The 26,575-nt window shown below is 72.5% G+C and carries 21 protein-coding genes and 1 tRNA gene; 9 read left to right on the top strand and 13 right to left on the bottom strand.

The window, feature by feature from the left end; genetic code table 11:
- From NYZ98_RS31450 to xylA, 4 genes are all read right to left on the bottom strand, one after another.
- Positions 1-2,026 (bottom strand): sensor histidine kinase (locus NYZ98_RS31450; protein WP_262847216.1); only part of this gene is annotated, 2,026 nt, incomplete at its 3' end.
- Between the two features lie 133 nt (positions 2,027-2,159).
- Entirely contained in the window at positions 2,160-3,002 is an 843-nt protein-coding gene (locus NYZ98_RS31445; RefSeq protein WP_262847215.1) for a DUF998 domain-containing protein, read from the bottom strand.
- 92 nt (positions 3,003-3,094) lie between these two features.
- Positions 3,095-4,507 carry a xylulokinase gene (gene xylB / locus NYZ98_RS31440; RefSeq protein ID WP_262847214.1) on the bottom strand — a complete coding sequence of 471 codons (1,413 nt, stop codon included), beginning with the start codon at positions 4,505-4,507 and terminating at the stop codon, positions 3,095-3,097.
- A complete protein-coding gene (gene xylA, locus NYZ98_RS31435) occupies positions 4,504-5,655 on the bottom strand; it encodes a xylose isomerase (RefSeq protein ID WP_262847213.1) in 1,152 nt (383 codons plus the stop codon). Before xylA ends, xylB begins: the two co-directional genes overlap by 4 nt.
- Positions 5,656-5,788: 133 nt before the next feature.
- On the opposite strand from xylA, the gene NYZ98_RS31430 reads away from it, so the two are divergent.
- Both NYZ98_RS31430 and NYZ98_RS31425 read left to right on the top strand, forming a co-directional pair.
- Positions 5,789-6,961 (top strand): ROK family transcriptional regulator, encoded by a 1,173-nt coding sequence (locus NYZ98_RS31430; RefSeq protein ID WP_262847212.1) that lies wholly within the window; start codon positions 5,789-5,791, stop codon positions 6,959-6,961.
- A gap of 168 nt (positions 6,962-7,129) precedes the next feature.
- Complete coding sequence (locus NYZ98_RS31425; RefSeq protein ID WP_262847211.1) at positions 7,130-7,642, top strand: VOC family protein; 513 nt, start codon at positions 7,130-7,132, stop codon at positions 7,640-7,642.
- A gap of 57 nt (positions 7,643-7,699) precedes the next feature.
- Here the strand turns inward: NYZ98_RS31425 and NYZ98_RS31420 are convergent, their stop codons facing one another.
- A complete protein-coding gene (locus NYZ98_RS31420; RefSeq protein WP_262847210.1) occupies positions 7,700-8,071 on the bottom strand; it encodes an STAS domain-containing protein in 372 nt (123 codons plus the stop codon).
- Positions 8,072-8,156: 85 nt separating this feature from the next.
- Positions 8,157-11,030, bottom strand: coding sequence for an AfsR/SARP family transcriptional regulator (locus tag NYZ98_RS31415; protein ID WP_262847209.1), 2,874 nt, complete (start codon positions 11,028-11,030; stop codon positions 8,157-8,159).
- A gap of 229 nt (positions 11,031-11,259) precedes the next feature.
- On the opposite strand from NYZ98_RS31415, the gene NYZ98_RS31410 reads away from it, so the two are divergent.
- Entirely contained in the window at positions 11,260-12,156 is an 897-nt protein-coding gene (locus NYZ98_RS31410) for a M23 family metallopeptidase (RefSeq protein ID WP_262847208.1), read from the top strand.
- A gap of 80 nt (positions 12,157-12,236) precedes the next feature.
- On the opposite strand, the gene NYZ98_RS31405 is transcribed toward NYZ98_RS31410, so the two are convergent.
- Positions 12,237-12,881, bottom strand: coding sequence for a TetR/AcrR family transcriptional regulator (locus NYZ98_RS31405; RefSeq protein ID WP_262847207.1), 645 nt, complete (start codon positions 12,879-12,881; stop codon positions 12,237-12,239).
- A 141-nt stretch (positions 12,882-13,022) separates the two neighbouring features.
- On the opposite strand from NYZ98_RS31405, the gene NYZ98_RS31400 reads away from it, so the two are divergent.
- Positions 13,023-13,991: a zinc-binding dehydrogenase gene (locus NYZ98_RS31400; RefSeq protein WP_262847206.1), complete on the top strand. Its 969-nt coding sequence runs from the start codon at positions 13,023-13,025 to the stop codon at positions 13,989-13,991.
- 19 nt (positions 13,992-14,010) lie between these two features.
- Positions 14,011-14,925, top strand: a complete 915-nt coding sequence (locus NYZ98_RS31395) for an LLM class flavin-dependent oxidoreductase (RefSeq protein WP_262847205.1) — start codon at positions 14,011-14,013, stop codon at positions 14,923-14,925.
- A gap of 46 nt (positions 14,926-14,971) precedes the next feature.
- On the opposite strand, the gene NYZ98_RS31390 is transcribed toward NYZ98_RS31395, so the two are convergent.
- Entirely contained in the window at positions 14,972-15,547 is a 576-nt protein-coding gene (locus NYZ98_RS31390) for a DsbA family protein (protein ID WP_262847204.1), read from the bottom strand.
- A 190-nt stretch (positions 15,548-15,737) separates the two neighbouring features.
- Between NYZ98_RS31390 and NYZ98_RS31385 the strand changes: the two genes are divergently transcribed.
- Entirely contained in the window at positions 15,738-16,958 is a 1,221-nt protein-coding gene (locus NYZ98_RS31385; protein WP_262847203.1) for a styrene monooxygenase/indole monooxygenase family protein, read from the top strand.
- A gap of 333 nt (positions 16,959-17,291) precedes the next feature.
- Positions 17,292-17,819: a hemerythrin domain-containing protein gene (locus NYZ98_RS31380; protein WP_262847202.1), complete on the top strand. Its 528-nt coding sequence runs from the start codon at positions 17,292-17,294 to the stop codon at positions 17,817-17,819.
- Between the two features lie 48 nt (positions 17,820-17,867).
- Here the strand turns inward: NYZ98_RS31380 and NYZ98_RS31375 are convergent, their stop codons facing one another.
- On the bottom strand, positions 17,868-19,109 hold the full coding sequence (locus NYZ98_RS31375; protein WP_262847201.1) for an MFS transporter: 1,242 nt from the start codon (positions 19,107-19,109) through the stop codon (positions 17,868-17,870).
- Between the two features lie 206 nt (positions 19,110-19,315).
- On the opposite strand from NYZ98_RS31375, the gene NYZ98_RS31370 reads away from it, so the two are divergent.
- Positions 19,316-20,032, top strand: coding sequence for an ArsR/SmtB family transcription factor (locus tag NYZ98_RS31370; RefSeq protein WP_262847200.1), 717 nt, complete (start codon positions 19,316-19,318; stop codon positions 20,030-20,032).
- Positions 20,033-20,075: 43 nt separating this feature from the next.
- Here the strand turns inward: NYZ98_RS31370 and NYZ98_RS31365 are convergent, their stop codons facing one another.
- Positions 20,076-20,549, bottom strand: coding sequence for a GNAT family N-acetyltransferase (locus NYZ98_RS31365; RefSeq protein WP_262847199.1), 474 nt, complete (start codon positions 20,547-20,549; stop codon positions 20,076-20,078).
- 98 nt (positions 20,550-20,647) lie between these two features.
- A complete protein-coding gene (locus NYZ98_RS31360; RefSeq protein ID WP_262847198.1) occupies positions 20,648-22,033 on the bottom strand; it encodes a Dyp-type peroxidase in 1,386 nt (461 codons plus the stop codon).
- A gap of 264 nt (positions 22,034-22,297) precedes the next feature.
- Between NYZ98_RS31360 and NYZ98_RS31355 the strand changes: the two genes are divergently transcribed.
- Positions 22,298-22,374, top strand: a tRNA-Thr gene (locus NYZ98_RS31355).
- A 252-nt stretch (positions 22,375-22,626) separates the two neighbouring features.
- Here the strand turns inward: NYZ98_RS31355 and NYZ98_RS31350 are convergent.
- Together NYZ98_RS31350 and NYZ98_RS31345 are read right to left on the bottom strand one after the other, a co-directional pair.
- Positions 22,627-23,625, bottom strand: coding sequence for a LacI family DNA-binding transcriptional regulator (locus tag NYZ98_RS31350; RefSeq protein ID WP_262847219.1), 999 nt, complete (start codon positions 23,623-23,625; stop codon positions 22,627-22,629).
- 166 nt (positions 23,626-23,791) lie between these two features.
- Positions 23,792-26,245 carry a glycoside hydrolase family 3 N-terminal domain-containing protein gene (locus NYZ98_RS31345; RefSeq protein ID WP_262847197.1) on the bottom strand — a complete coding sequence of 818 codons (2,454 nt, stop codon included), beginning with the start codon at positions 26,243-26,245 and terminating at the stop codon, positions 23,792-23,794.
- Positions 26,246-26,575: the final 330 nt, after the last annotated feature.

Genomic DNA, 26,575 nt, shown 5'->3' with positions numbered 1-26,575 from the left:
GGCGCGCGGGGGCGCTGCCGGCGGCGGGGCGGCGCGGCCTCGACGCGGGGCCGCTCGCGGCGGGCGGCGCGTCGGGGTCGGGGTGGCGTCGCGGCCTGGCGACCCGGGCGGGCTGGCTCGGCGGTTCGTCCTCCGCCGCGCCCGGGGTGACCAGCGTGTCGGGGATCAGGACGATCGCGGTGGTGCCCCCGTACGGCGAGACGCACAGTTCGACCCGGATGCCGTGCCGGGCGGCCAGCCGCCCGATGACGAACAGGCCGAGGCGCTCGGTCTCGGCCGGGTCGAACTCCGGGGGCCGGGAGAGCTTCTCGTTCAGGGCGTCGCGTTCGGCGTCCGACATGCCGAGGCCCCGGTCCTCGATCTCGACCGCGAACCCCTTGGCGACCAGCTCGCCGCGCACGGAGATCTCGGTGTTCGGCGGGGAGAACGCGGTGGCGTTCTCCACCAGTTCGGCGCACAGGTGGACGACGTCGGCCACGGCGGAGCCCGCGATCGTGGCGTCGGGCATGGGGTGGACGCGGACCCGCGTGTAGTCCTCGACCTCGCCGACGGCCGCGCGCAGGGCGTCCATGACGGGCACCGGCCGGCGGAAGGTCCGGCCCGGCGACTCGCCGGACAGGATGACCAGGCCCTCGGCGTGCCGGCGCATGCGGGTGGTGAGGTGATCCACGCGGAACAGGTCGCGCAGCGTCTCGGGTTCGTCCACGCGCCTCTGCATGCCGTCGAGCAGCTTGAGCTGGCGCTGGAGCAACGACTGGCTGCGTCTCGCGAGGTTGCGGAAGGCCTTGCCGACCGCGTCGCGGAGCCCGGCCTGCTCGACGGCGACCGCGACGGCGGTGCGCTGCACGCTGCCGAAGGCGGCGCTCACGTCGCGGATCTCGGTGGTGGTGGCCCGGAGCGCGAGGGGCGGCGCCTCGGTGTCGAGGTCCACCTCCTCGCCCCTGCGCAGCCGCTCGATGACGCGCGGCAGCCGGACGGTGGCCAGGTCGGTGGCGGCCGACCGCAGTTCGCCCAGTTCGCGGGTCAGGCCACGGCCCACCCGGAAGGAGACGATCAGGGAGGCGATGACCGCGAGCAGCCCGACCGCGCCGGCGAGGCCCGCCCGGACGAAGGTGGCCATGGCGGCCGGTGCCGCGCTCGCGGCGAGCGCGTCGCCCCCGGTGGTGACGGCGGCCTGGAAGGAGTCCTCCACCTGGTCGGCGACCGACCGCCACATCGCGTGCGTGACGCCGGATCCCGGTCCGGCCAGGACCCGGTCCTCAAGGGCGGTGAAGCGGACGTAGGGCAGCGACGACGCCAGCCGCTCGAAGGGGTCGCCGACCGAGGGATCCAGCTCGGGCAGCCCCTGGGTGAACAGGAACCGCCGGGTGGCGGCGAGCTCGGAGAGCAGGCGCATCTCGGCGGGCGTCAGCGGGCGCCGGGCGGCCAGCGCGCCGGCCACCAGCGCGCGCTCGCGCGAGAAGTGGTCCTTGGAGTACCCCATCGAGGTCAGGGCACGGGACTGCTGGTACAGCCGCACGTCGTTGGTCGCCGACATGGTGATGACGAGCTTCTGCATGGCGTCGGGGACCAGGGAGAAGTCGCGGGTGAGCGTCACCGGGTCGATGGCGCCCCGGTCGACGGCGGCCCGGGTGGCGTCCAGGTGCCCGAGTGCGGTCATCACCCCGTCGAACGCGGCGCGCATCTCCGGCGTGGACAGCTCCGAGCGCGTCCGCTCGGACCCCGCGACGCGCCGCATGCCCTCCTTGAACCTGTCGGCCGCCTGGCGCTGGCGGGCCAGCGCGTTCTGGGCCTGGGGGGACCGGGAGCCGAGGTACTCGGCGGAGGACAGGTGCTCGCCCTGCAGGGCGACGGCCAGGTCCTCACCGGGTTTGCCGATGTCGGCGTACAGCGACGCGACGGCGAGCAGGTTCACCGACTCCCGCGTGGTGACACTCGCTCCGAACAGCCACAGGGCGGCCAGGGACAGAAGCGGGATCACGAGCAAAGCGGAGATCTTGAAGCGGACTGACCTGCTCGATGCCATGACACCTCATCGGTTGGCGGGTTGCCGTCAGGGACCGGCAGCCGAGGGTGAAGATCGCCGATGAGACTAGCATTGTGACCGATGCTTTTCTTGATACATCTGTGATATTTCGTGAATTGATACGTTCCGCGGGCTACGGGCGGGTGAACACCCCGCCGGGCCGCCCCGGGCCGCCCGCGCCGTTGTCGGCGGCCGACATCATCGCCATGGCCATCGGCAGCGGCATCGGCGCGCCGGCGCCCAGCACCGGGACCCGCGCGGGGACCCGCGAAGGCATCCGGGGCGCGGGGATCGGCGACCTGGTGACCGGCGCCTCGGCGGCCGAAGGCGGCGTGGCCGTGGACGCGACGGCGGGAACGGCCGAAGCCATGGACGCGACGGCGGGAACGGCCGGGGCCGTGGAGGTCCAGGCGACCCGGGTGAGCTGGACGGCCGCGAGGACCAGGACCGCGACCTCGATGCCGAGCAGCGACCACTCGACCAGCCCGATCATGACCTGGTGGCCGGGAAGCGCGACATAGGTCAGCACGGCGAGGGCGCAGCCGGCGCCGAGCGCCAGCCACTCCATCGGCCGGGCCGCCGGCTTCCAGCGCTCGTCGTCGCCGAACGTGCGGACCATCAGCGCGGCGGCGCCGGCCAGACTGACCAGCGCGGCGGCCACCAGGACGTCGGCCACCGGGGCGGGCAGCACGGCCGCGCCCGCCAGCGCGGCCGACCATACGAGCACCAGACGCTCGGGCCAGCCCGCGATGGGCGCACGCACGGCGCGCATCCCCGCGACCAGCCCGAGGGAGGAAAGCGCGAGCAGGACCAGCGCGAACTCGGTGGCACCACCGCGCTCCAGCACCGCCTGCCGGCCGATCGTCCGGTCGAGAACGTCGAGTGGGACACCGATCCGGCCGACCGCCATCGTGATCGACGCGACCAGCATTCCGGTTCCGGCGACCAGGGGGTACAGCCTTCTCAGGGGAAGCATGTATCAAGACTGTCCCGAAATGATCCTCGCGAACATCCGGAGCTCCCCTGAGGCACCCCTGATCCGGAGCAGGGGTGCCTCAGGGTCGGAGATCAGATCGTGGCGGCGATCTCGGCGTAGCGGGCGCGCACGCCAGGGACCGGCTCCGCCTCGAACGTCTCAGGGTCGCCCGACCGCCACCGGGGAGGCTCCGGGGTGCCGGCGAGCAGCCAGGCGGCCTGCCGCGCCGCGCCGTCGGCGACGTACTCGCCCGGCTCTGGCACGAGCACCGGACGCCCGAACACCGACGGGGCGATCCGGCGTACCGCCTCTGACCTGGCGCCGCCGCCGATCAGCAGCACGCGGGCCGGGTCCAGCCCCAGCGCGTCCAGCCCGTCGGCGAGCCCGCACAGCATGCCCTCCACGGCCGCCCGCGCCAGGTGGGCGGGGGTCGAGTTGGACAGCCGCAGCCCGTGCAGCGACCCGCTGGCGTCGGGCTTGTTCGGGGTCCGCTCGCCTTCGAGGTACGGGACGAGCGTCAGCCCGCCGGCGCCGGGCGGGGCCTGCAGGGCCAGGTCGGACAGCCCGGCCGGGGTCACTTCGAGGATGCGCGCCGCCGCGTCCAGCACCCGCGCGGCGTTGAGCGTGCACACCAGCGGCAGGAACCGGCCGGTCGCGTCGGCGAAGCCCGCCACCGCTCCCGAGGCGTCGGCGCTGGGCGCGTCCGCGCAGGCGAAGACCGTCCCGGAGGTGCCGATCGACACCACCACGTCGCCGGGGAGCAGGCCGGCGCCGAGGGCCGCGGCCATGTTGTCGCCCGTGCCCGGCGCGAGCCGCAGCAGGGCGCCGCCCGCCACCGGCCCCACCCCGGGGGCGCCCGCGTGCGCCTCCCCCGCCTGGGCGGCCGGGTCCAGGACCCGGGGCACCAGTGGGGTGTGCCCCATCGCGAGCTTGAGCAGGTCGGGCCGGTAGGAGCCGGTCGCGGGCGACCAGTAGCCGGTGCCCGAGGCGTCGCCGCGGTCCGTCGTGAGCGCGCCGATCCCGGGGGACCCGGCGAGGCGCCAGGTGAGCCAGTCGTGCGGCAGGCACACCGCCGCCGTACGGGCCGCGTTCTCGGGCTCGTGCTCGGCCAGCCAGCGCAGTTTCGTCACGGTGAAAGACGCGACGGGGACGCTGCCGGTCGCCTCGGCCCAGGCTGCGGGCCCGCCCAGCTCGGTGACCAGGTCGTCGGCCGCGCGCGCGGAGCGGGTGTCGTTCCACAGCAGCGCGTCCCGCACGACCTCGCCGTGCTCGTCCAGGCAGACCATGCCGTGCTGCTGGGCGGCCACCGACAGCGCGGCCACGTCGCCGATCCCGCCGGCCGCCGCCACCGCCTCCTGGAGCGCGTTCCACCAGTGGTCGGGGTGGATCTCGGTGCCGGCCGGGTGGGGCGCCCGGCCCTCGCGGACCAGGCGCCCCGTCTCCGCGTCGCGGACGACGACCTTGCAACTCTGCGTCGAGGAGTCGACGCCCGCGACCAGGGTCATCCCCGCACTCCGAGGAGGTACTCGAGCGCGAGCTGGTTGAGGTGGGTGAAGTGGAAGCCGCGCTCGGCCGCCTTGTCGATGTCGAAGTCGTCCTTGGCGAGGTCCTCGTAGGTCTCGCCGGCGGCCAGGGTGGACTGGGCCAGCTCGGGGACCCGGGAGTTGGCCAGGGCCTCCTGGACCTCGGGGTCGGCGCGGAAGGCCGCCGCCTTCTCCTTGAGGATCAGGTAGGTGCGCATGTTCGCGGCGGCCGAGACCCACACGTCCTCGGCGTCCTCGGTGCGCAGCGGCTTGTAGTCGAAGTGGCGCGGGCCCTCGTAGCCGCCGGTCTCCAGCAGGTCGACCAGGAAGAACGCGCTCTTGAGGTCGCCGTGGCCGAAGACGAGGTCCTGGTCGTACTTCGGGCCGTGCTGGCCGTTGAGGTCGATGTGGAACAGCTTGCCGTGCCACAGCGCCTGGGCGATGCCGTGCACGAAGTTCAGCCCGGCCATCTGCTCGTGGCCCACTTCGGGGTTGACCCCGACCATCTCCGGGTGCTCCAGCTCGTTGATCAGCGCGAGCGCGTGGCCGATCGTGGGGAGCAGGATGTCGCCGCGCGGCTCGTTCGGCTTGGGCTCCAGGGCGAACCGCAGGTCGTACCCCTTGTCGATCACGTAGCCGCAGAGGAGGTCGAGGCCCTCCTTGTAGCGGTCGAGGGCGGCCCTGACGTCCTTGGCGCCGTCGGACTCGGCGCCCTCGCGCCCGCCCCAGCAGACGTACGTGGTCGCGCCCAGCTCGGCGGCGAGGTCGATGTTGCGGATGACCTTGCGGAGCGCGTACCGGCGGACGTCGCGGTCGTTGCTCGTGAACGCGCCGTCCTTGAACACCGGGTGGGTGAACAGGTTGGTCGTCGCCATGGGAACCTTGAGACCGGTTTCGCTCAAGGCCTGCTTGAAGTTCTGGATGGCCTTGTCGCGGTCGGGCTCGGTGGCGAGGAGGTCGTCGTCATGAAATGTCACGCCATAGGCTCCGAGTTCGGCGAGACGATGCACCGCCACCGCCGGGTCGAGCGGGGCACGGCTGGCGTCGCCGAACGGGTCACGCGCCTGCCAGCCGACCGTCCACAGGCCGAACGTGAACTTGTCTTCCTTCTTGGGTGCGTACGCGTCCACTGCTGGTATCTCCCGATTTAGTCTATGTTGTGGACTAAATATCGGCCGGGACTCGCGGCAGGTCAAGGGGGACACGGCCGCGAGTTCACGGGAAGGGGTTGGGGGCTGTGATCGAATCCGGAGAAATCCCCTGATGGCACAGGCCGTACGGCACGATTCGATGCGCGCGGGCAATCTCGCGGTCGTCCTCGGCGAGCTGGACCGGCACGGCCCGCTCACCCGCGCCGCGCTCGCCGAGACCACCGGCCTGACCAAGACCACCGTGTCGAAGCTGGTCGGGGACCTCATCGAGGCCGGAATGGCGGTGGAGTCCGGCACGGTGCGCGACGGCGAGCGCGGCCGTCCCGGCGTGGCCGTCCGGCTCAGCGGCCACCGGGTCGCCGCGCTCGGCCTGGAGATCAACGTCGACTACCTGGCCGCCTGCGTCGTCGACCTCAGCCGCACGGTGCGCCTGCTCCGTACACAGGCTGTGGACAACCGCGCGGCCTCCCCCGCCGACGTGATCACCCGCCTGGGGGAGCTGGCGACCGCCATGCTCGCCGACGCGGCCGGGCTGGGGCTGTCGGTCGCGGGCGCCATCGTCGCGCTGCCGGGACCCGTCGACCGCTCCACCGGCTCGGTCCACCGCGCGCCCAACCTCGGCTGGCGCGACGTCTCGGTGACCGAGTCTCTCTCCCTCCCGCTGCCCCTGCTGGTGGACAACGAGGCCAACCTCGCGGCGCTGGGCGAGCTGTGGTTCGGGTCGGGCGCCTCGCTCGGCGACTTCCTGCACGTCTCGGGCGAGATCGGCATCGGCGCCGGCCTGGTGGTCGACGGGGCGCTGTTCCGGGGCGCCCACGGGTTCGCGGGCGAGCTCGGGCACGTCGTCGTCGCCCCCGACGGGCCCGCGTGCCGGTGCGGCGGCACCGGCTGCCTGGAGCGGTACGCGGGGCAGGACGCCCTGCTGCCGGCGGGCGGGGAGATCGCCGAGCTGGTGGCCCGCCTGCGGGCCGGCGAGCCGGCGGCGACGGCGGCCTGCGAGCGGGCCGGGTCCGCGCTCGGTGTCGCGCTCACCACCGCCGTGAACCTGCTGGACCCCGACACGATCGTGCTGGGCGGGATCTTCGCGCCACTGTTCCCGTGGGTCTCGGGACCGGTCGAGAAGGCGATGCGCGAGCGCCTCGGCCAGATGCGCGCCCGCGTGCCCGCCCTGGTGGTCTCACGGGTCGGCGCCGACGGCGCGACGCTGGGGGCCGCGGGGCAGGTGATCCAGCGCATCATCGCCGACCCGGGCGCGTTCCTCCTCGAAGTGACCGACCCCTCGTAGGCCCTCCCGCCCATCGGTGACCGCCCCCTCGTGAGGCCCTCCCGCCATCGGTGGATCCTTCGTGAGGCCTTCCGCCCATTGGTGACGGATCCCTCACGAGCACCGGTGGAGTCGTGCCGCGCGGCGAGGTAGAGTTTAGTTGAGCGTTCAAGTTAATGGAGGGCATCCATGCCTGTACACCGTCTCAACCACGCCGTCCTGTACGTCCGCGACGTCGAGCGCAGCGTCGCGTTCTACCAGGAGGCGCTCGGCTTCCGCGTCGTCATGGGCTTCCCCGGCGCGGCTTTCCTGCAGGCGGCGGCGTCGAACAACGACCACGACCTCGGCCTGTTCGAGATCGGCACGGGGGCCGCCGACTCCCAGGCGGGCCGCGTCACCGTCGGCCTCTACCACCTCGCCTGGGAGGTGGAGACGCTCGACGACCTGGACGAGATCTCCGCGAGGCTCACGAAGCTCGGCGCCCTGGTCGGCGCCTCCGACCACTCGACGACCAAGGCGCTGTACGCCAAGGACCCCGACGGCATCGAGTTCGAGGTGTCCTGGCTCGTACCGGCCGCGCTCCTCACCGAGGAGACGCTCGCCGGGCGCAGCGGCATCAAGCCGCTCGACATCGCCCGCGAGAAGGAGCGGTACGGCGCGGGCACCCGAGGCGGGGTCGGCGTCTCCATCGGCGCCGCCTGAACGACCGGAACGCGGCACCGGCGGCTCGCGGAACGAGCGCCTGGGCCGTGTGGGCCCTCAGGCCGCGCCGAGGGCCAGGACCGCCTGCTCGACCGACTCGCCGAACTCGAAGTGGTTGTCCAGGCCGCTGATCCGCAGCCGTCTCCGCAGGTGGTCGGGCACGGCGACCAGGATGAGCCGGCCTCCGGCGGAGGTGACCTGGTTGAAGACGTAGACCAGCGCCCCGAGTCCGGCGGAGTCGCAGAAGATCAGCTCGGCGAGTTCGAGGATCAGCCGCGGGGCGCCGCCGGGGGTCCACAGCCCGTCGATCTGGGCGTAGAAGGCGGGCGTGCCGTGAAAGTCCATTTCACCGACGAGGGTCAGGACGGTGCACCCATCGAGGCGTTCAACACGGATATCGAAGTTATGACCGTGTTGAGACGCTGACATGGGTATGCACCCCTTCTAACGGTCAAACCGTTTGCTTGCTCTGTGCAGGCTATGCCCCACCTGTCGCACACGGCCACTCGCGGACTCACGTCCCGTACTCCCCGGGGGTGTGCGCGCCCGAACTCAGCGCCCGCTGCAACGTGGACGCCTGCCGGAGGTAGTCGCGGGCCAGGTCCGCCCGGCCCGCCGCCCGGTGCAGCTCGCCGAGCATCCGGGTCGCGCTCGCCTCGCCGCTGCGGTCCCCCAGCCGCTGGAAGATCGTGCGCGACCGTTCGAGCTGCGCGGAGGCGTGCGCCCGGTCGCCGCGCACCGCCCTGCGCCGGCCGAGGCTCTGCATGGCGTACGCCGCGCAGTGGCAGTCGCCGAGGCTCTCGAAGATGTCCAGCGCCTGGTCCTGGAAGTGCATCGCCCGGTCGAAGTCGGCCGCGAGGTCGTGCAGCCGCCCGAAATGGTTGAAGACGCACCCCTCCCTGTGCCGGTCGCCGAGGGACCGCGCCAGCCGGAGCGCCTCGTCCAGCCAGCCAGCCGCGGCCGCCAGATCGCCCGACTCCAGGCAGACCTTGCCGATCGCCTGCCGCGCGTAGGCCTCGCCCGCCGGGTCCCCCATGCCGAGGAACATCCCGAGCGCCTGCCGGAAGCGCCGCAGCGCGCTCAGGCTCTCGCCACGGACCTGGTCCACCGCGCCGAGCCCGCAGATCGCGATCGCCTCGCCCCTGCGGTCCCCCACCTCACGGAAGATCATGAGAGACCGCCGGAACATGTCCGCGGCCTCGGGGTAGGCGTCCTGGTACAGGTACACCTGGGCGAGGCCGCGCAGCAGCGCCGCCTCGCCGCGCGGATCCCCCTTCGCCCGCACGGCGTCCAGCGCGATCTGGTGGGTGCTCCGCCAGGCGTCGTAGTGTCCCCGCAGGTCGAAGTACGGCACCAGGGTCGCGGCCAGCCCCCACGCCGAGTCGGCCATCCCGGCGTCGGCGGCCAGCCGTACCGTCCCGAGCAGCGCCTCGCGTTCGGTGTCGAACCACGCGAGCGGGTTGACCGCCATCTGCCCGACGGTCGACTCGGCGGGCTCCCAGCGTTCGGCCGTCGGCGACATCAGGCCGAAGACGGTGGTCGGCAGGCGTGCGGTGGCCCGTTCGGCGATGGCCAGCCACGCGCCCACCACCCGTCCCAAAGCGTGCCCCTCGGGGTCGGCGCGCGCCCGCTCCCTGGCGTCGCAGCGGATCAGGTCGTGCAGGCGGTAGCGGGGCCCGCCGAGCGGGTCGCCGCCCACCGTGCGGAGCAGGCTCGCGTCCACCAGGTGGTCCACCACCTCGTCCGACCGGTGGCGGTCAAGCACGGCGTCGACCACCCAGCCGGGGAGGGTCTGCGGCCCGAGCAGGCCGAGCGTCCTGAGCGCGCGGGCGGCGGCGTCGGGGAGCAGCCGGTAGCTGCGGTCCACGCTCGCCCGCACCCCGAGGTCCCCGGCGCGGAGCTCGCCCAGCCGGAACGCCTCGTCGTCCAGGCGGCGCTCCAGCACGCGCAGCGACCACGCCGGCCGCGCGACCAGGCGGGCGCCGGCGATCCGCACGGCGAGCGGCAGCCGCCCGCAGGACCGGACGATGGCCGCCGCCGCGTCCCGCTCCCGGTTCAGCCGCTCGCCGCCGACGATCCTGCGGAGCAGCTCCTCGGCCTCCTCCTGCGCCAGCACGTCCAGCTCGACCTGGCGGGTGCCGGGCAGCTCGGTGATCCGGCGGCGGCTGGTCACCAGCACCGAACCGCCGCTGCCCGGCAGCAGCGGGCGCACCTGGGCGGCGCCTGCGGCGTCGTCGAGCACGACGAGCACGGCCCGGCCAGCGAGCAGCGAGCGGTACAGGGCCGAACGCTCCTGGACGCCGTCGGGCAGCGCGCCCTCGGCCACGCCCAGCGCGCGCAGCGCCTCCGCGAGCAGCTCGCCGGGGCCGGGGGGCGTCAGGGAGGTGCCGCCCAGGTCGAGGTAGAGCTGCCCGTCGGGGCAGGCGTCCCGTACGGCGTGCGCGCAGTGCACGGCCAGCGCGGACTTGCCCACGCCCGGCGGCCCGACCACCAGGGTGATCGACGGCGGCCCGGCGGCGGCCCGGGGCGCCAGCGTCTCGATGACCGCCGCGACGTCCCCCGCCCGGCCGGTGAAGTCCGGGACGTCCGGCGGGAGCTGGTACGGCGTGGGCCGCGCGGACCTGGCGCCTGGCGGCGGGGCGCCGGCGAGCACGGTCGCGTGGGCCTCGCGCAGCTCGGCGCCGGGCTCGATCCCGAGCTCGGCCACCAGCCGGTCCCTGATCGTCGTGTACGCGCGCAGCGCCTCGGCCTGCCGCCCGCTGCCGTGCAGGGCGAGCATGAGCTGCCGCCACAGCCCTTCCCTGAAGGGGTGCTCCACGAGCAGCCCGCGCAGCTCGCTGATCGCGCTGGCGTGCTGCCCGAGTGCCACCCGCAGGGCCAGCAGCTCCTCCGCCGCCGCGAGCCGGGCGTCCGCGAGGGGCCCGAGCCGGCCGTCCCAGAGCGGGCTGCCGGGAAGATCGGCCAGGGGGGCGCCCCGCCACAGGGCGAGCGCACGGCAGAGCCGGTCGACCGCTTCCGCGGTACGGCCCTCGGCGCGCGAGAGCCGGGCACCGGCCGTCAGCTCCTCGAAGCCGAGCAGGTCCAGCTCCCCGGGGGCCACCTCGATCATGTATCCGGACTGCCGGGCCCGGATGGGCGCGCGCACGCCGGCCTCGGCGAGACCGGCGCGCAGGGAGCTGACGTAGGTCCGGACGTTCTCGACGGCGGAACGCGGCCGGGGCCCGGGCCACAGCACCTCGACCAGGAAGCCGGTGCCGACCACGCGGTTGGCGTGCAGCAGCAGGGTGGCCAGCAGCATCCGGGGCTTGGTGCCCCCGAGGCGGGGGGATCTCGCGGCCCGTACGTCCAGCGGGCCGAGCACGGTGAAAGTGGGCTGATCAGCAATCATGCCCGTTTGCTCCTTTAGAGACTTTTCGCCCGTTTAGCCGGGTTGGGTCGCTTGAAGCTAGGACCTCATTTGTATCTGTTTTGGACGTTTTTTATATGGCTTATCCGGACGCTGAACGCCAAGTAGGGCCTCCGGAGCCGCTTTCCGGCGGTCCCTCCAGAACCCGCGTCCGGTCGGAGCGCGTCGGCACCCAGCGCCGGACCCGCCGGAGCCGCGAGAAAGGATCCGCATGAAGCTCAACAGGTTGCTCACAGCGGGCACCGCCCTGCTGCTCAGCCTCGCGGGCGGCGTCGCGCTGGCACCGAGCGCCGGCGCGGCCGGACCCCGGCCGAACTTCCAGCTCCCCTTCCCCTGCGGCCAGAGCTGGACCGGGAACTCCAGCGCCAGCAGCGCCCACCAGTCCTACGAGATCGACTTCAACCGGGGGAGCACGGCCGACGCCGACCTCGGGGACACCGTGGCCGCCTCGGCGGCCGGCACCGTCGTCATCTCGGCCAACCAGGGGTCGACCAACGGCTTCGGCAACCTGGTCAAGATCGACCACGGCGGCGGCTGGTCCTCGTACTACGCGCACCTGCGGGTGCGGTCGGTGAGCGCCGGGGCCCAGGTCGCGCAGGGCCAGAAGATCGGCGAAGTGGGCAACACCAGCAAGCCGGGCAACAACATCTCGCCGCACCTGCACTACGAGGTGCGCACGACCGACACCTCCTACCCGGCCAACATCCAAAGGGCCGTCTTCAACGGGGTGACGTTCGGGTACCCGGTCCAGACGGTCACCTCGAACAACTGCTCCGGCAGCAACAACCCCTACTCTCCCGAGGAGATCTGCGGCAGCGGCTACAGCGTCATCGACTCCGCCGCGCTGGGCTCGGCGGGCCGCGTCTACCTGCTGTACAACACCGGCAACGCCAACAACTGCGTGGCCACCGTCAAGAGCGCGTCGGTCGGCACGGCGACGGCCACCTCCGCGTACCTGGAGGTGCAGGGCAAGAGCCGGGTCACCGACTCGGGCAGCTTCGCCTACTACGCGGGCCCGGTGCGGGCCGCCGCCGGCAACACCTGCGTGAAATGGGGTGGGAAGGCCGGCTCGTCCACCTACGACAGCCCCTTCGAACACTGCGGCTGACCCACCGCCCGGCAAGGCCACTTCCCCCCGGAGGTGGCCTTCGCCGTTCGTTCCCTCCCGGAGTCACCACCTGCCGCCGTTCAGTCGATGTCCGCGTGGTACCACCTGCCGCTGTAGGTCTCCCAGTCCGGAGGCGTGCCCGGCAGGTCCTCCCGCCGGGCGCCGCTCCGCAGGCCGTCCAGCGCGAGGGCCAGCAGCCGCCCGCTGACGTTGGCCCGCTCCTCGGTGCCGCGCGGGCTGCGGCTGAACTGCTCGATCAGGTAGGAGACGTCCAGAGCGGTCAGGTCAGTGCGCACGGTGCCGTCGGCCCGGGCCCGCCCCACCAGTTCCTCCATCAGCCGGCGCCCCAGCTCGCTCGCCGCCGTCATCTCGGCGGTGACGGCGATCGTGCCGGCGGCCGAGCCGAGCGACCCCACCCTGGCGTCCACGCAGCGCCGGACGAAGCCCGCGACCGCCGACCACCCGTCGCCCTCGGCGGCGATCGCCTCCCGCGCGGACGCGATCGACTCCTCCATCGACAGCAGGCACAGCCGTTGCAGCAGCTCCTCCTTGCTGCCGTACCGGCGGTAGAACGTGGCGATGCCGACCCCGGCCAGGTCCGCGAGGGCGGACATCGGCGCCCCGGCGCCCTGCTCGGCGAAGACCGTGCGCGCGGCCTCCAGCACGAGGCGGTCGTTGCGCTCGGCCTCGGCCTGACGTCCCCGCCTGCTTTCGCGTCGCGCCATGTCAGGCACGGTTCCGCCCGCCGCCGGGCGACCTGTCGTCGGGTCCACGACCGGAGTCTATTGCTATCGGAGCGAATCATTCCGCTATCTTTATCGGAGTGATTCATTCCGATAGATGAGGTCTCCGCGAGAGGAGCGGACATGCGCGCGATATGGCTACGAGAGTTCGGCGGACCGGAGGTGCTCGTCCCCGGGGAGGCGCCGGAACCGCGACCAGGCCAAGGACAGGTCGTCATCGAGGTGGCCGCGATCGGCGTCCCCTTCATAGAGACGCAGGTCAGATCGGGTTCCGCGCCGGTACCGCTGCCCACGCTGCCAATCATCCCCGGGAACGGCGTGGGCGGCACGGTCATCGAGACCGGCCCGGGAGCCGACCCCGCGCTCGTCGGCCGGACGGTCGTGACCTCCCTGAAAGGGTCGGGCGGGTACGCCGAACGGGTGGCGGCGGACGCCGGCGGCCTGATCGCCGTACCGCCAGGACTGGACCTCGCCGACGCCGTCGCGCTGCTCGCCGACGGGCGGACCGCGATGGGCGTCATCCGGGCCGCGGCCCCCCGCCCCGGCGAGTGGGTGCTGGTGGAGGCCGCGGGGGGCGGGGTCGGGAGCCTGCTCGTCCAGCTCGCGGTGAACGCGGGCGCCCAGGTGGTCGCGGTGGCCGGATCGCGGCGCAAGCTCGGCCTGGCCGCCGACCTGGGCGCGAAGGCGACCGTCCGCTACACCGAGGACGGCTGGGACGACCGGGTCCGCGAGGCCGTCGGCGACGCCGGGGTCGACGTGGCTCTCGACGGGGTCGGCGGCGCCATCGGCCGCGCGGCGTTCGAGCTCGTCGCCCCTCGGGGGAGGTTTGTGATGTTCGGCGCCGCCGGCGGGACGATGACACGCGTCACGGAGGCCGAGGCGTCCGGACGTGGCGTCGACCTCGTCACCGGGGCGCGGATCCTGCGGTCGCCCGCCGACATCAGGGCGATGGCCGAGGCCGCGCTCGCCGAGGCCGCCGCCGGCCGCCTCCGCCCGGTCGTCGGCCAGACCTTCCCGCTGGAACGGGCCGCCGCCGCGCACGCCGCCATCCAGTCCCGCACCACCCTCGGCAAGACCCTCCTCATCCCCTGACCACCCCCAAGGAGCTGAGATGTCCCTCGATATCGGAGTCGGGCTGCCCACGACCGGCCGAGGCCCGGACCGCACCCTGCTCGGCGACGTCCGCGAGCACGCCGTACTCGCCGAGGAGCTCGGCCTCGAATCGGTGTGGGCCGCCGACCACCTCATCCCGGCCGCGCCCATCCTCGACAGCACCATCGCCCTCGCCGCGGCGGCCGGCGCCACCCGCCGCGTACGGCTCGGCTTCGGTGTGATGGTGCTCGCCATGCGCCCCCTCGCCTGGGCGGCCAAGCAGCTCGGCACGTTGCAGCACGTCTCCGGCGGGCGCGTCCTGCTCGGCGTCGGCACCGGAGGCGTACCGCACGGCACCGCCGGGTGGGAGGCGGCGGGCGTGCCGTTCGCCGAACGCGGGCCGCGCACCGACGCGGCGCTCGGCGCGCTCCCCGGCCTGCTGGCGGGCGAGCCCACCGTGCTGCCGCACGAACCCGGGGCTCCGAAGATCACGCTGGCGCCCGCCGCCGCCGTCCCGCCCATCCTGATCGGCGGCAACGGGCCCGCCGCGCTCCGGCGCGCGGCGGCGTACGGCGACGGCTGGTTCCCCTCGGTCATCACCCCCGAGGCGCTGGCCGCCGGAGTGGCCCGCCTGCGCCGACTGGCCGCCGAACGCGGCCGGGCGCGGCCCACCGTCACCGTCGGGATCCCCGCGGCGCTCGGGGGCGGCCGGGGCGGCCGGGCGGCCGTCGCCGAGGCGCTGTCGCGGGGGTACGGCGTGCCGCTGGAGCAGGCCCTGGAGATCCCGCTGGCCGGGGACCGGCATGAGGCGGCGGAGCGCCTGGCGGAGTACGCGCGGGCGGGCGCCGAGCGGGCGGTCCTGATGACCGACCTGCCGGACTGGCGCCACCACTACGAGCGGGTGGCCGAAGTGAACGCCCTCCTGAACCCCTGACCGGTGGCGGCGGGCGGGCCAGAGGGTGGCGCACGGCGGGCGGGGTTCAGGCGTTCGTGGCGGCGTCCACGGCGGCGGTGATGATCTGGATGTTCGCGGGCACGGCCTTGCCCTGGACGAACACCGTCGGGGTGGCGTTCACCCCGCGCAGCGCGGCCTTCGCCGTCACGTACGCCGCCCAGTCGACGTACACGTGCCTGCGCACCGAGTCCTCGAAGTCCTGGTCCTCCACCCCGAGCGAGGTGCCGAGCCCGATCAGCTCGTCGTCGCTGAGCCCCGGCCCGCCCTCCGGCGGCTGGTTCACGAACAGCATGTAGGCGTACTCCACGAACCTGCCCTGGTCGGCCGCGCACCCCGAGGCCGACGCCGCCCGTGAGGAGTACCGGTTGGTGGACGCTTCGTCCAGGATGTTCATCGGGTGGTACAACCGGGCGATCCGCCTGCTCCGCACGAGCTCGTCCAGCTTGGGCCCCGCGGTCAGCTCGAACTGCTTGCAGAACGGGCACAGGAAGTCCAGGTAGACGTCCACGACGACCGGCCCGGCCCCCACCGCGATGCCGCCCTCGGTGCCCGTCACCCCCGCCGGTATGTGGACCGGCGGCGCCACGTGACCTGATCGCATGCTCATACGCTCCTTCTCCCCCCGCGCCGTGCATCCTGAACAGGCCGATACGGAATGCCGGGGGACGGTGACGCGCACGACCGTATCGCCGGTGACCAGGACGGACATACGTGCCAAGTCCACGCCAATCCGTCATTGATTCCGGAACAAACAGGGTGCAGGTCAATGGGCGGTGAGAAAGGAGCAACCGATGACCTCCAGTGGAATCGGTGTCGTGGGCACGGGGATCTCCGGCCTGACACTCGCGTTGCGGCTGCGGCAGCTGGGCGTGGACGTGACCCTGTACACCGAGAAGACCGCCGACCAGATGCGAGGCGGGCGTCTGCCCAACACCGTCGCCCGGATGTGGCGCACGCGTGAACGCGAACGGACCATGGGCTGCGAGCATTTCGCCGTCGAGGGCAGCTTCGCGACGACCGCGAAGATCTCCCTCAAGGGGGCGCCGCCGCTGGAGTTCCGTGGCGTGCTCGACGAGCCGTTCCACGCGGTCGACTTCCGCCTGCTGCTGCCCGCCCTCCTGGACGACTACACCTCGCGTGGCGGCCGGCTCGTGGTGACCGAGCCCTCGCCCGGAGCCGCCGAGGTCGAGAAGTGGTCGGCCGCCCACGAGCTGATCGTGGTGGCGGCCGGCCGGCGATCGGTGGCCGAGCTGTTCCCCCGCGACGAGACCCGGTCCCCCCACGTCGCGCCGCAGCGTTCGCTCCTGGCCGGGCTGTACACGGGCGTGACCCTGGCGGGCTTCAGCTACAACGTGTCGCCCGGGTGCGGCGAGATCTTCCAGATGCCCATGTGGACGCGCGAGGGCCTGGCCGCCGGGATGATGGTCGAGGCCGTTCCCGGCGGACCGCTCGAACCCGTGACCCGGCTGTCCTACCGGGACGACCCGCGCGGTTTCGTCCGCACGCTGCTGGACACGCTCACCGAGCACGCGCCGCGCATCGCCGAACGCGTCGACCCCGGCTCGTTCGCCCCGCTCGGCCCGGACGACCTGCTCCAGGGCGCGGTCACACCCGTCGTGCGCACCCCGGTCGCCAAGCTCTCCACCGGCCGTATCGCCCTCGCCGTCGGCGACGCGTGGATCACCAACGACCCGGTCACCGGGCAGGGCGCCAACCTCGGCTCACACTGCGCCTGGGTGGCCGCCGAGGCCATCGCCCAGGGCGGCCCGTACGACGAGACGTTCGCCATGTCGGTGGCGGAGGAGATGTGGAAGATGGCCGGCCCGGTCACCGAATGGGCCAACGCCTTCCTCCAGCCACCACCCGAGCACGTCCTCAGACTGCTCATCGGTGCCGCCACCGACCAGTACCTCGCCGACCACTTCGTCAACATGTTCGCCGACCCCATCTACGCCTGGTCCATCCTCTCCGACCCCGAAAAAACCGAATCCCTCCTGACCTCCCGCCCCTAACTCGGGCCACGCCCGCTCAAGCGCTGGTCCAGCCACCTCGTCCCCACCTCCATCAACCCACCGATCCCCCCGCCCCCATCTCCCTCGCCTCCGCCCCGGTCCCACTGATAGGCGCCGAGGCGGCGGGATGGGGGTCGGCGAAGTCGGCGCCTAATACGGCGAGCACCCTCCCGCCCCACCGTGCCCCCACTCATGGGCGCCGAGGCGGCGAGGCGGGGGTACGGCGAAATCGGCGCCCTGTACGGCGGGTGGGTGGTCGTTGGGCCGGGCCCTCAATATCGTGGAGAGTTAACAATAGTTGATGAGATTCCACGATATGTTAGCCTGTGCGACATGACGGACATTGGGCAAGTGGACGACGCTCCCGGCCGGCATCTGGTGGAGGAGCTCAAATGGGTCCACGGCATGCTCCGCCACGATCTGCGGATCTGCCAGGAGCTGGCCGGGCAGATCAGCGCCGGCGCCCCCGCAGGGGACGTCGGCGCGGCCGTGCGTTCGCTGCGGACCCGGAGCCCGCTCTGGCAGCTCAGGGTCAACTGCCTGCGCTACTGCCAGGTCGTCCACGCCCACCACGGCATCGAGGACATCGCGCTGTTCCCGGCACTGCGCAGATCCGACCCGAAGCTCGGCCCGACCGTCGACCGGCTGGAGGCCGACCACCGCAAGGTGTCCGACCTGCTCGACCAGGTGGAGTCGCTCGCCGACCTCCTCTCCGGCGACAGCGAGGGTGACACCGACGAGACCCGGAAAAGGCTGTCGACCGCCCTCACCGACCTCGGCGCCCACCTGCTGGAACACCTCGACTTCGAGGAGAAGGCCATCAGCCCCACGCTCCGGCAGTGGCGCGGCTGGCCCCTCTGACCCCGGCGCGTCGCGGAGACGCCGCCCCCACGGCCGCCGCTCCAGCTGTCACCGTCCGCCGACAGCCGCCGTACGCGTACGCCCAGCCCAGCGCGCGAGCGCCGGCACCGGCAGCGAGCACGCGAGAAAGACACCCGCGACCAGCAACCACCCCGTCGCCGCGAACCACGTGAGCACCAGCGTGAAGACGGCCGGAGCGAACATCTGCACGGTCGCGGTCGCCGCCTCGGACGCCCCCTGGTACGCGCCCCGCGCGTCCTCACGCATCAGCTCGATCGACAACCCCCAGCTCCCGCCCACGTACCCCAGCTCACCGGCGACGTGGAAGAGCGCCGCGAGCAGGACGACCACCGTCGCCGCCGTACCCGACCCGCCGGCCGTCGTCGCGAGCAGGACGCACGACACCGCCAGGCACACGCCCGCCCAGACGGTGACCCGTGCCGCCCGCGTCGTGCCTCGCGTCAGGTTCGTGACCGGCACCTGCAACGCGGCGATGCCGACCGAACTGATGACCACGACCACCCCGCTCAGCGACAACGGCAGCCGGGTCGAACCGGCGATCCACAGCGGCAGCCCGGCCGAGAGCATGGCCCAGCACAACGAGAGCACCGACGTGGCGCCGACGACCGCCAGATAGGGCCGGTCACGCAGCACGACCCGGACCCCGGACCTCCCATCTCCCCGCGAAACACCGGAACCAGGACCGCCCGGCACCGTCGCGGTCAGCACGGCCAGTACGGCGAACGTGAGCGCGTTACCGGCGATGGCGAGCATGTACGCGGAGTCGGTGCCGGCCGTCAACACGATGGCGCCCAAGCCCGCCCCCAGGGCGTAACCGACGTGCTGCGCGACCCGCTGGCGGGCGAGCGCCTTCACCCGGGCGTCCGTACCGTCGACCAGACCCGCGACCAGCGCCGTCCGGATCGCCGTGGACCCGTTCGCGGGGGCCACGAAGGCGGCGGTGACCAGGAAGAACATCCATGGCTCCCGTACGAGGACGTAGCAGGCCATGGCCACTCCGCGGACGACGGTGAGCCCGACCAGCACGGCGCGCGCGTCGAGCCGGTCGCTCAGCGCCCCCAGCGGGATCGCCGTCACGAGGCCGGCACCGCCGGCCACCGCCATGCCGGCGCCGACCGTGGCGGGCGACAGGTGCAGGACGCGGGTGAAGTACAGCGCCCAGATGGTGAACCACATCCCGTCCCCCAGGGCCGTGATCCCTCGCCCCCACAGCAGACGCCCAAGCCCCACCACCTCCCGCCCGCTCCGCCGCCCCACCACCGCGACCACCGACCCACCACCTTTCACGACTCCCTTAAAGGTGAATGTAGCGCTAGTGCCTTCATCGCGACAACCATCATTCAGGACATCATGAATGTTGATAGGATCGGACCAGAGGTCACGATTGGCGCGGGGTCGCACGATCGAAGCGGCATCGCGTGCGGGGACGGGGCCGCAACTGAGCTGGATGGACAAATGACGAAAAAGGTGGACGCATGAGGGGATGGGTGGACGCGGACGAACCGGTCCTCGCCTCGGTCATCTCGCTGACCCGGGAACTGGCCGACCCGGTACGCCTCACCGCCCTCCAGCTCCTCTCCGCCGAGGGCCCCCACACGCTCACCCAGCTCGCCGACGCGCTCGGCGTCTCGGCCCCCCGCCTGGGCAACCACCTCGCCCGTCTACGCACCGCCGGGCTGGTGACCGTCGAGCACACCGGCCGGCACGCGGTCTACCGGGTGGCCTCCCCAGGCCTGGGCGAGGTGCTCAGCGCGCTGGCCCACTACGCGCACGCCGACCTGGCCGTACGCCCCGGCCGGCCCTCGACGCCCGACGACGTGGCCCACACCTGCTACGACCACGCGGCGGGCCGGCTGGGCGTGGCCGTCCTCGGCACGCTCGTCGAACGTGGCGCCCTGCGTCCCCCCGACGGCCGCGACGGCTCCCTCGCGCTGGGCGGCGACCCGGCGGCGTTCGCCGAGCTCGGCGTCGACCTGACCACGGTGGACGCGCGGCGGCGCAAACTCGCCACGGCATGCCTCGACCGCACCCACCGCGTACCGCACCTCGGCGGCGCGCTGGGCAAGGCCGTCCTCGACGCCCTCCTCGCCCGCGACCTGGTCAGAGCGCATGAGGGCACCCGCGAACTGACCGTCACCCCCAAGGGCGCGGCCGAACTCCCCACCCTTCTCCCCGCCTTCACCACCCCCTGACAGGCCAGAAGACCTCGGACGGGGAGCTGCCGGGGCCCAGGTCTCATGCCTCAAGAACGAGGACCACCTCCGCGATACCGTCCTCAGCAAGGCGACTCTCGTCGGTCACCCGGCGGAACCCGCATTTCTCCAGCACCCGAATCGACCCGACATTGTGCTCGGCGACGTCCGCGTACAGAGGGCGCTCCCGCACCCGGCCGACGAAGAGGGTCAGCGCCCGGGTCGCGACACCCCGTCCCCAATGGCGGCGGCCGATCCAGTATCCGATGAGCCGGGTGTCCGACCGCCGCCAGCTCACGACGTTGCCGGCCACCTGGTCATCGACCAGGACCGTCTGGGTGACGACCGTACGATCGGCCCGGATGTTCACCCAGTGCGCGGCGAACGACGCCCGGTCCTTGGGGGGGAACGCCGCCATCCGGGTCGCCTCGGGCTCGAGTTGCTGCTCGAAGAAGACCCCGATGTCGCCGTCCTCGACGTCCCTGAGGCGCACCTCACCCAGCGGCTCCTCGGCCATCGGCGATCCCTTCCTCCGGTCGTCCCGCGTGACCAGAGTCTCGCACCCGCCCGGCCGAAGGGGGCGCGGCGCCCATGCGCGCGCCGCGCCCCCTCGGCTCAGAGGCTCCTGAGGAAGGCCAGGGACGGCGCGAAGAAGTACTCGCCGCCCTTCATCGTGACGGTCTGCGGCACCTCGGCCTGAAGAGGTGAGGTCCTGTCGCTGCCCCATGCCTTCGGGAAGGTCACCTTGGTGTCCCGCCTGCCCTGGCCGATCACCGGATCGAGCCCGGCGCCCTCCGCCGGGAAGCCGGAGTTGTCGGCCCACGACTGCTGGGTGAACTCGAACTGCCCCTGCAGGCTGGAGTTGAAGGCCATGAACAGCAGGCCCACCCCGCCCGTCGGCCGCGTCTCCGGAGGCGCGTCGTCCCACGGCACGTCGGTGCGTGTGCCATAGGTCTGGCCGCGCCTGGCCATCATCACGCCGAGCACCCGCTCAAGCCCGCCGTCCCGCGTGTCGCGAGGGTTGACCTTGCGGATGTGCGCGCTGACCGGGCACTTTGAGCCGGGGTCGTCGCGGTAGCTGAAGTCGTTCTGCACCGGGTGGCCGTCCGAACTCGGCCGGCCGTGCAGCCGCAGCGGCGTGCCGTTGCGGAACCTGCCGACCAGCATCGCGCCCGCCAGCGGCCGGTCGGCCCCCTTGAGCCCGAGATTGTCGGCCAGGTGCTCCTCGGCCTGCCGGAACGCGCGGACGTTCTGCTCCAGCTTGCGGAACACGAGATAACTGCCGAAGTGCCGGGCCGGCGCGGGCGCCAGCGGGTCGGACACCAGGACGTGGCTCAGCGGGAAGAACGGCGTCCAGTTCGTGCCGCTCTCCTCGGCCACCTGGTCGGCCAGGAACAGCGGCTGGCTGCGGCCGTCGATGTAGCCGAAGTGCTCGATGCCGCGCCCCTGGGCGTTGCGCAGCCCGTTCGCCTTCTCCTCCCCGAGTACGTCCGCGCTTTCCGGCAGCAGGGCCAGCACCCGTTCACGGGTGGCGGCGACCGGCTCCTCGGTGGCGTCGCCGATGAGCACGACCGCGTGGATCTCCCCCTGGTACGCCTTCTCCCAGCCGCTCACCGGCGGGTCGCTCAGAGTGTCCTTGCGGCGCTTGAGCCCCGACTTGAACGCGTTGTCGGTGAACGCGGTCGTGGCGTGACCGAGCTTGAGGTACCCGACCTTGCTGATCCCGACCCCGACGTACGGCTTGCCGGGCGTCTTGGCCTTGTTGAACGCGCGCACCTCCTCCAGGTGCTCGCGCGCCGACTTCATCAGCGGGACGAGGCTCCGAAGGAACCTCCTGCCCTCCGGCCCGTCCCCGAAGTGGACGAACAGCACCGCCATGTGCTCCCGGACGTGCCCCTGCAGAATGTTGGGCTGCAGGTTGTCGAGCATCGCCTTGGTGTCGGCGTCCAGACTCCCCGAGTCCCACGCGAGCGCCTCACCATTGGCAAGATTCACCGCCATGCCGATCCTTCCCCGTTGTCCGTGTCATCCCGGGCCCCCACCCATAAGTGTTTTTTTCACGACAACGTGACTATTGCTAGGACCGACACGGTAAGACCTCCGACCTCCTCGTCGGCGACTTCGGCCCCCAAGGCCGGCACGTACCCGAACAACCGCCGCCCCCAAGCCGGATCCCCCACCAGACGATCACCCCGACCACCACCATGACCCGCAAGGCGCCAGGGGCTGGTACCCTATAGGCGGTCGTGGGGATCCCTCGACCATGCCGCCTTAGCTCAGTCGGCCAGAGCACTTCACTCGTAATGAAGGGGTCAAGGGTTCGATTCCCTTAGGCGGCTCCAGGCCGAAGGCCCTCCCGGTACTCCGGAAGGGCCTTTTTCATGCGCGCCGACCGGCGTAGACGTCACCTCGCGCTTCCCGACACCGCGCCTGGCTTGACCGGTGCGATGGGTGCAGTCGGGGAGCTCGAGGGGCGGAGCCCTTCGATCAGGGGCGGAGCCCCGCTAGAGATACTGCCCGAGCCGAAGGCGAGGACCGACGCCTTAATAGGAGCCCCGCTGATGACACTGCCCGAGCTGGAGGCGAGGAGCGAGTTAGGGTTTGGGGGCGGTGGAGGCGCGGAGGATTAGTTCGGTGGCTAGTTCTACGTGGTGGGAGTCGATTCGTTCGCCCGCTGCCAGGCGCAGGGCCGTGCGGACGGCTACGCCGCCCATCTCGCGTAGGGGCTGGCGGACGGTGGTCAGTGGGGGTGAGGACATGCGGGCGACCTGGGTGTCGTCGAAGCCGACGATGCTGAGGTCCTCGGGCACGCGCAGACCGCGCGCCCTGGCCGCCTCCAGCACGCCGAGCGCGATGTCGTCGCAGCCGGTGAAGATAGCCGTGGGGGCGTCAGGGAGGTCGAACAGGGCCGTGCCGCCCCTTACGCCCTCCTGGTAGTGGAAGTGCCCTGAGCGTACGTAGGCCGGGGGGACCGGGGCGCCCGCGGCCTCCATGGCGGCGCGGTAGCCGTGCAGGCGGGCCTGGTTGCAGGCGGCGGTGGCCGGGCCGCCGAGGTAGGCGATGCGGCGGTGGCCGAGCGTGAGCAGGTGTTGCGTGGCGGCCAGGCCTCCGGCGAAGTTCGTCGAGCCGACGCTGGTGACGCCTCTGGTCTGTGGCAGGTTCAGCGGGTCGATCACGACCAGCGGCAGCCGTACCCGGGACAGGGCGGTGAGTTGCGCGGCGGTCAGCTCGCTGGTGATGGCGATCACGGCCCGGCGCCCGGCGGCGACCAGGCCGCGCGCCCAGGGTCCGCCGCGGTCGGCGTTGCTCCGGATGCTCACAACGATCGCCGCGTCGGCCTCGGCGCCGGCCCGGACGGCGCCCTGGACGATCTCGGTCGAGTACGCGTTGAGGTCGGCGTCGAGCTCCACCTCGATGGTGTCCGGCACGGCCGTGTCGCCGCCCCTGCGGCGCTGCGGCGGCGCGACGTAGTCGTGGTGCTCCAGCAACGACTCGACGAGGGAGCGGGTCACCGGCGAGACGTCGCCCCGGCCGTTGAGCACCTTCGACACGGTCGCGACAGAGACGCCCGCGGAAGCCGCGACCGTGGCCAGCGTGGCCCGTCTGGGACCGGCGGTGTCTGTTCCAGCGGAAGGGTTGGGTGTGGCTCGTCCAGGACTGTCTGCGTCTGTTCCTCCCCGCTGTGTGACGGAGGAGACCGGCCTGGCCCGTTCAGGACCGGCGGTGTCTGTTCCGGCGGAGGGGTCCGGCGTGGCCCGGTTAGGACTGGCCGGCATCTGTTTCTCCCTGCTGTACGGCGGAAGAGTCCGGCGTCGTCTGCACGTGGACGCGGGTGACCAGCCGTCGCCCCGGGCCGACGTGGCGCGGTGTGCCGGTCAATCGTATCCGGCCCTGGCAGGGCAGGTCGGCCGCCGATGCGCCCACGAACACCTCGATGTCCCCGGGTTCGACGACGCGTCTCAGGTCGCGCCCGGTGAACGCGGTGCGGTCGGCGGGCACCGTGAAGGTCGCGAGGGCGCTCGCGCCGGGTTCCAGCCGGACCCGGGTGAAGCCGGTGAGCTGCAGCACCGGCCGGGTGACCTGGGCGACCACGTCGTGCAGGAAGAGCTGGACGACCTCCTCGCCCGCCCGGCCGCCGGTGTTGCGTACGCGCACCGACACGGTGAACTCGCCGTCGGTGGGTACCTCGGCGTCGCTGATCCGCAGGTCGGAGATGGCGAAGGTGGTGTAGGAGGTGCCGTGCCCGAAGGGGAACAGCGGGGTCGGGTCGAGATTGCTGATGCCGTGGCTGTTGGCGCCGAGCGGCGGCTGCAGGTAGGTGCCCGGCTGCCCGCCATGGCCGCGCGGGATCTGCACCGGCAGCTTCCCGCTGGGCTGCACCCGGCCGGACAGGACGCCGGCGATGGCGGCCCCGCCCTCTTCGCCGGGCATGAACGCCTGGACGAGCGCGGCGGCCGTCTCGGACACGGTGCCCAGCGCGTAGGGGCGGCCGGAGACGACGACGACCACGACCGGTGTGCCGGTGGCGGTCAGCTCGGCCAGGAGGTCCTCCTGTACGCCGGGCAGCCGCAGGTCGTCGGCGTCGCAGCCCTCTCCTGAGGTGCCCAGCCCGAACATCCCGGCCCGGTCGCCGACGACGGCCACGCACACGTCGGCCTCGCGTGCCGCCTGGACCGCGGCGGCGAAACCGGAGCGGTCGGTGCTCCGCACGTCGCAGCCGGGCTGGTGGACCAGTTCGGCGCCGGGCAGTTCGTCACGCAGCGCGTCGAGCAGGCTGGGCGCGGCCACGCCGAGCCCGAGTTCGGGATGGCGGGGCAGCACGTGGTTGGGGAAGGCGTAGCAGCCCATGAACGTGCGCGGGTCGTCGGCGCAGGGGCCGACCACGGCCACCCGGCGCGGCTCCGTGCGCCCCTCGCCGAGCAGGGGCAGCGCGGTGCCCGCGTCGAGGAGCACGATCGAGCGTTCGGCCAGTTCCCGGGCGAGTTCCCGGTTGGCCGGCGAGTCGAAGTCGACAGCACGCGCCCCGGCCACCGAAGCCTCCGGGGTCCAGTCCGCGTCCAGCAACCCGAGTTGCACCTTCTGGGTGAGCAGGCGCCGGGCGGCCCGGTCGATCAGGGACTCCGCCAGCTCGCCCCGGCGTACGCGCTCGGTGAGGTGCTGGCCGAAGCCGAGCGTGTCGGGCAGTTCGACGTCGATGCCCGCGGTGAGGGCCTGCACCCCGGCCTCGTAGGCGTCCGCGGCGATCTGGTGGGTCGTCGCGAGGAACGGGATCGCCCAGTAGTCCGACACCACCGTGCCGGTGAACCCCCACTCGTCGCGCAGCAGGTCGGTCAGCAGCCACGCGTCGGCCCCGGCGGGGACGCCGTCCACGTCGGCGTAGGAGTTCATGACCGAACGCGCGCCGCCCTCGACGATGGCGGTCTCGAAGGTCGGAAGGATCATGTCCATGAGCTCGCGCCGGCCCATCGGCACCGGGCCGTGGTTGCGTGCCGCCCGTGAGGCGGAGTAGCCGGCGAAGTGCTTGAGCGTGGCGATGACGCCGGCGCCCTCCAGGCCGCGCACGTAGGCCGCGCCGAGCATCGCGACGAGGTACGGGTCCTCGCCCATGGTCTCCTCGACCCGGCCCCAGCGGTAGTCGCGCACGACGTCCAGCACCGGCGACAGGCCCTGGTGGACGCCCACGGCGCGCATGTCGCGCCCGATGGCGGCGGCCATCCGCTCGACCAGGTCCGGGTCGAACGTCGCGCCCCAGGCGATGGCCGCCGGGTAGACGGTCGCGCCGTAGGTGGTGAACCCGGTCAGGCACTCTTCGTGGACCAGCGCCGGGATGCCGAGCCGGGAGTGCTTCACCACCTCGGACTGGAGCCGTACCACCTCCGCGGCGCCCTCCGCCGCGGTCAGCGGAACGCTGCCGAACACCCGCGTGAGGTGGCCGAGGCCGTGGCGAATCGCCTCCTCGAAGGGCACCCGGCCCGAGGCCGCGAAGACGTCCTGCATCGGGGCCACGTTCGCGGTGCCTTCGGCCTCCTCGGTCTCCGCGCCCTCCTCGGCCCCCATGTCGTTGCCGAGCCAGCGGCTGCCGAGCTGGCCGACCTTCTCCTCCAGGGTCATGGCCTCAAGGAGGGCCTCGACCCGGTCGGCCACGGGGAGGGCCGGGTCCTGCCACGTACGGAGGATCCGGCCCGCCGCGGAGGCCCCATCAAGCGCCGTCATCTGGCTTCTCCTCAAGAAAAAATCCGTTCCGCAAATGTCCGAAACCTTTCGGAGCGTTGCGGCAGCTCTGCTCGTCATCCTGGCACACCCGAGGTGACCAGGAAAATCCCAGTTGAGAGTACCTCAAATCGCTTGCATGCCAACTTGGCGTCACCAAGAGGGCACCCCTTGACAGGCAAGTACTGGAAATCTAAATTGACGTGCCACGCGGCCTGTTTCGGAAATGTTTCGACATGCTGGGCTCAAAGGGAGCGGATGCCTGGCAGCGGAGGTGCCGACCCGACCGGCGGCCACCGCCACTGATGTTTCACATGGAGCCGCGCCCAGCCC

The sequence above is a fragment of the Sphaerisporangium corydalis genome, assembly GCF_025506355.1.
Taxonomy (GTDB): Bacteria; Actinomycetota; Actinomycetes; order Streptosporangiales; family Streptosporangiaceae; genus Sphaerisporangium; species Sphaerisporangium corydalis.
Note: the sequence above shows the minus strand (reverse complement) of the source record. Positions and strands in the feature narration are given on the sequence as shown.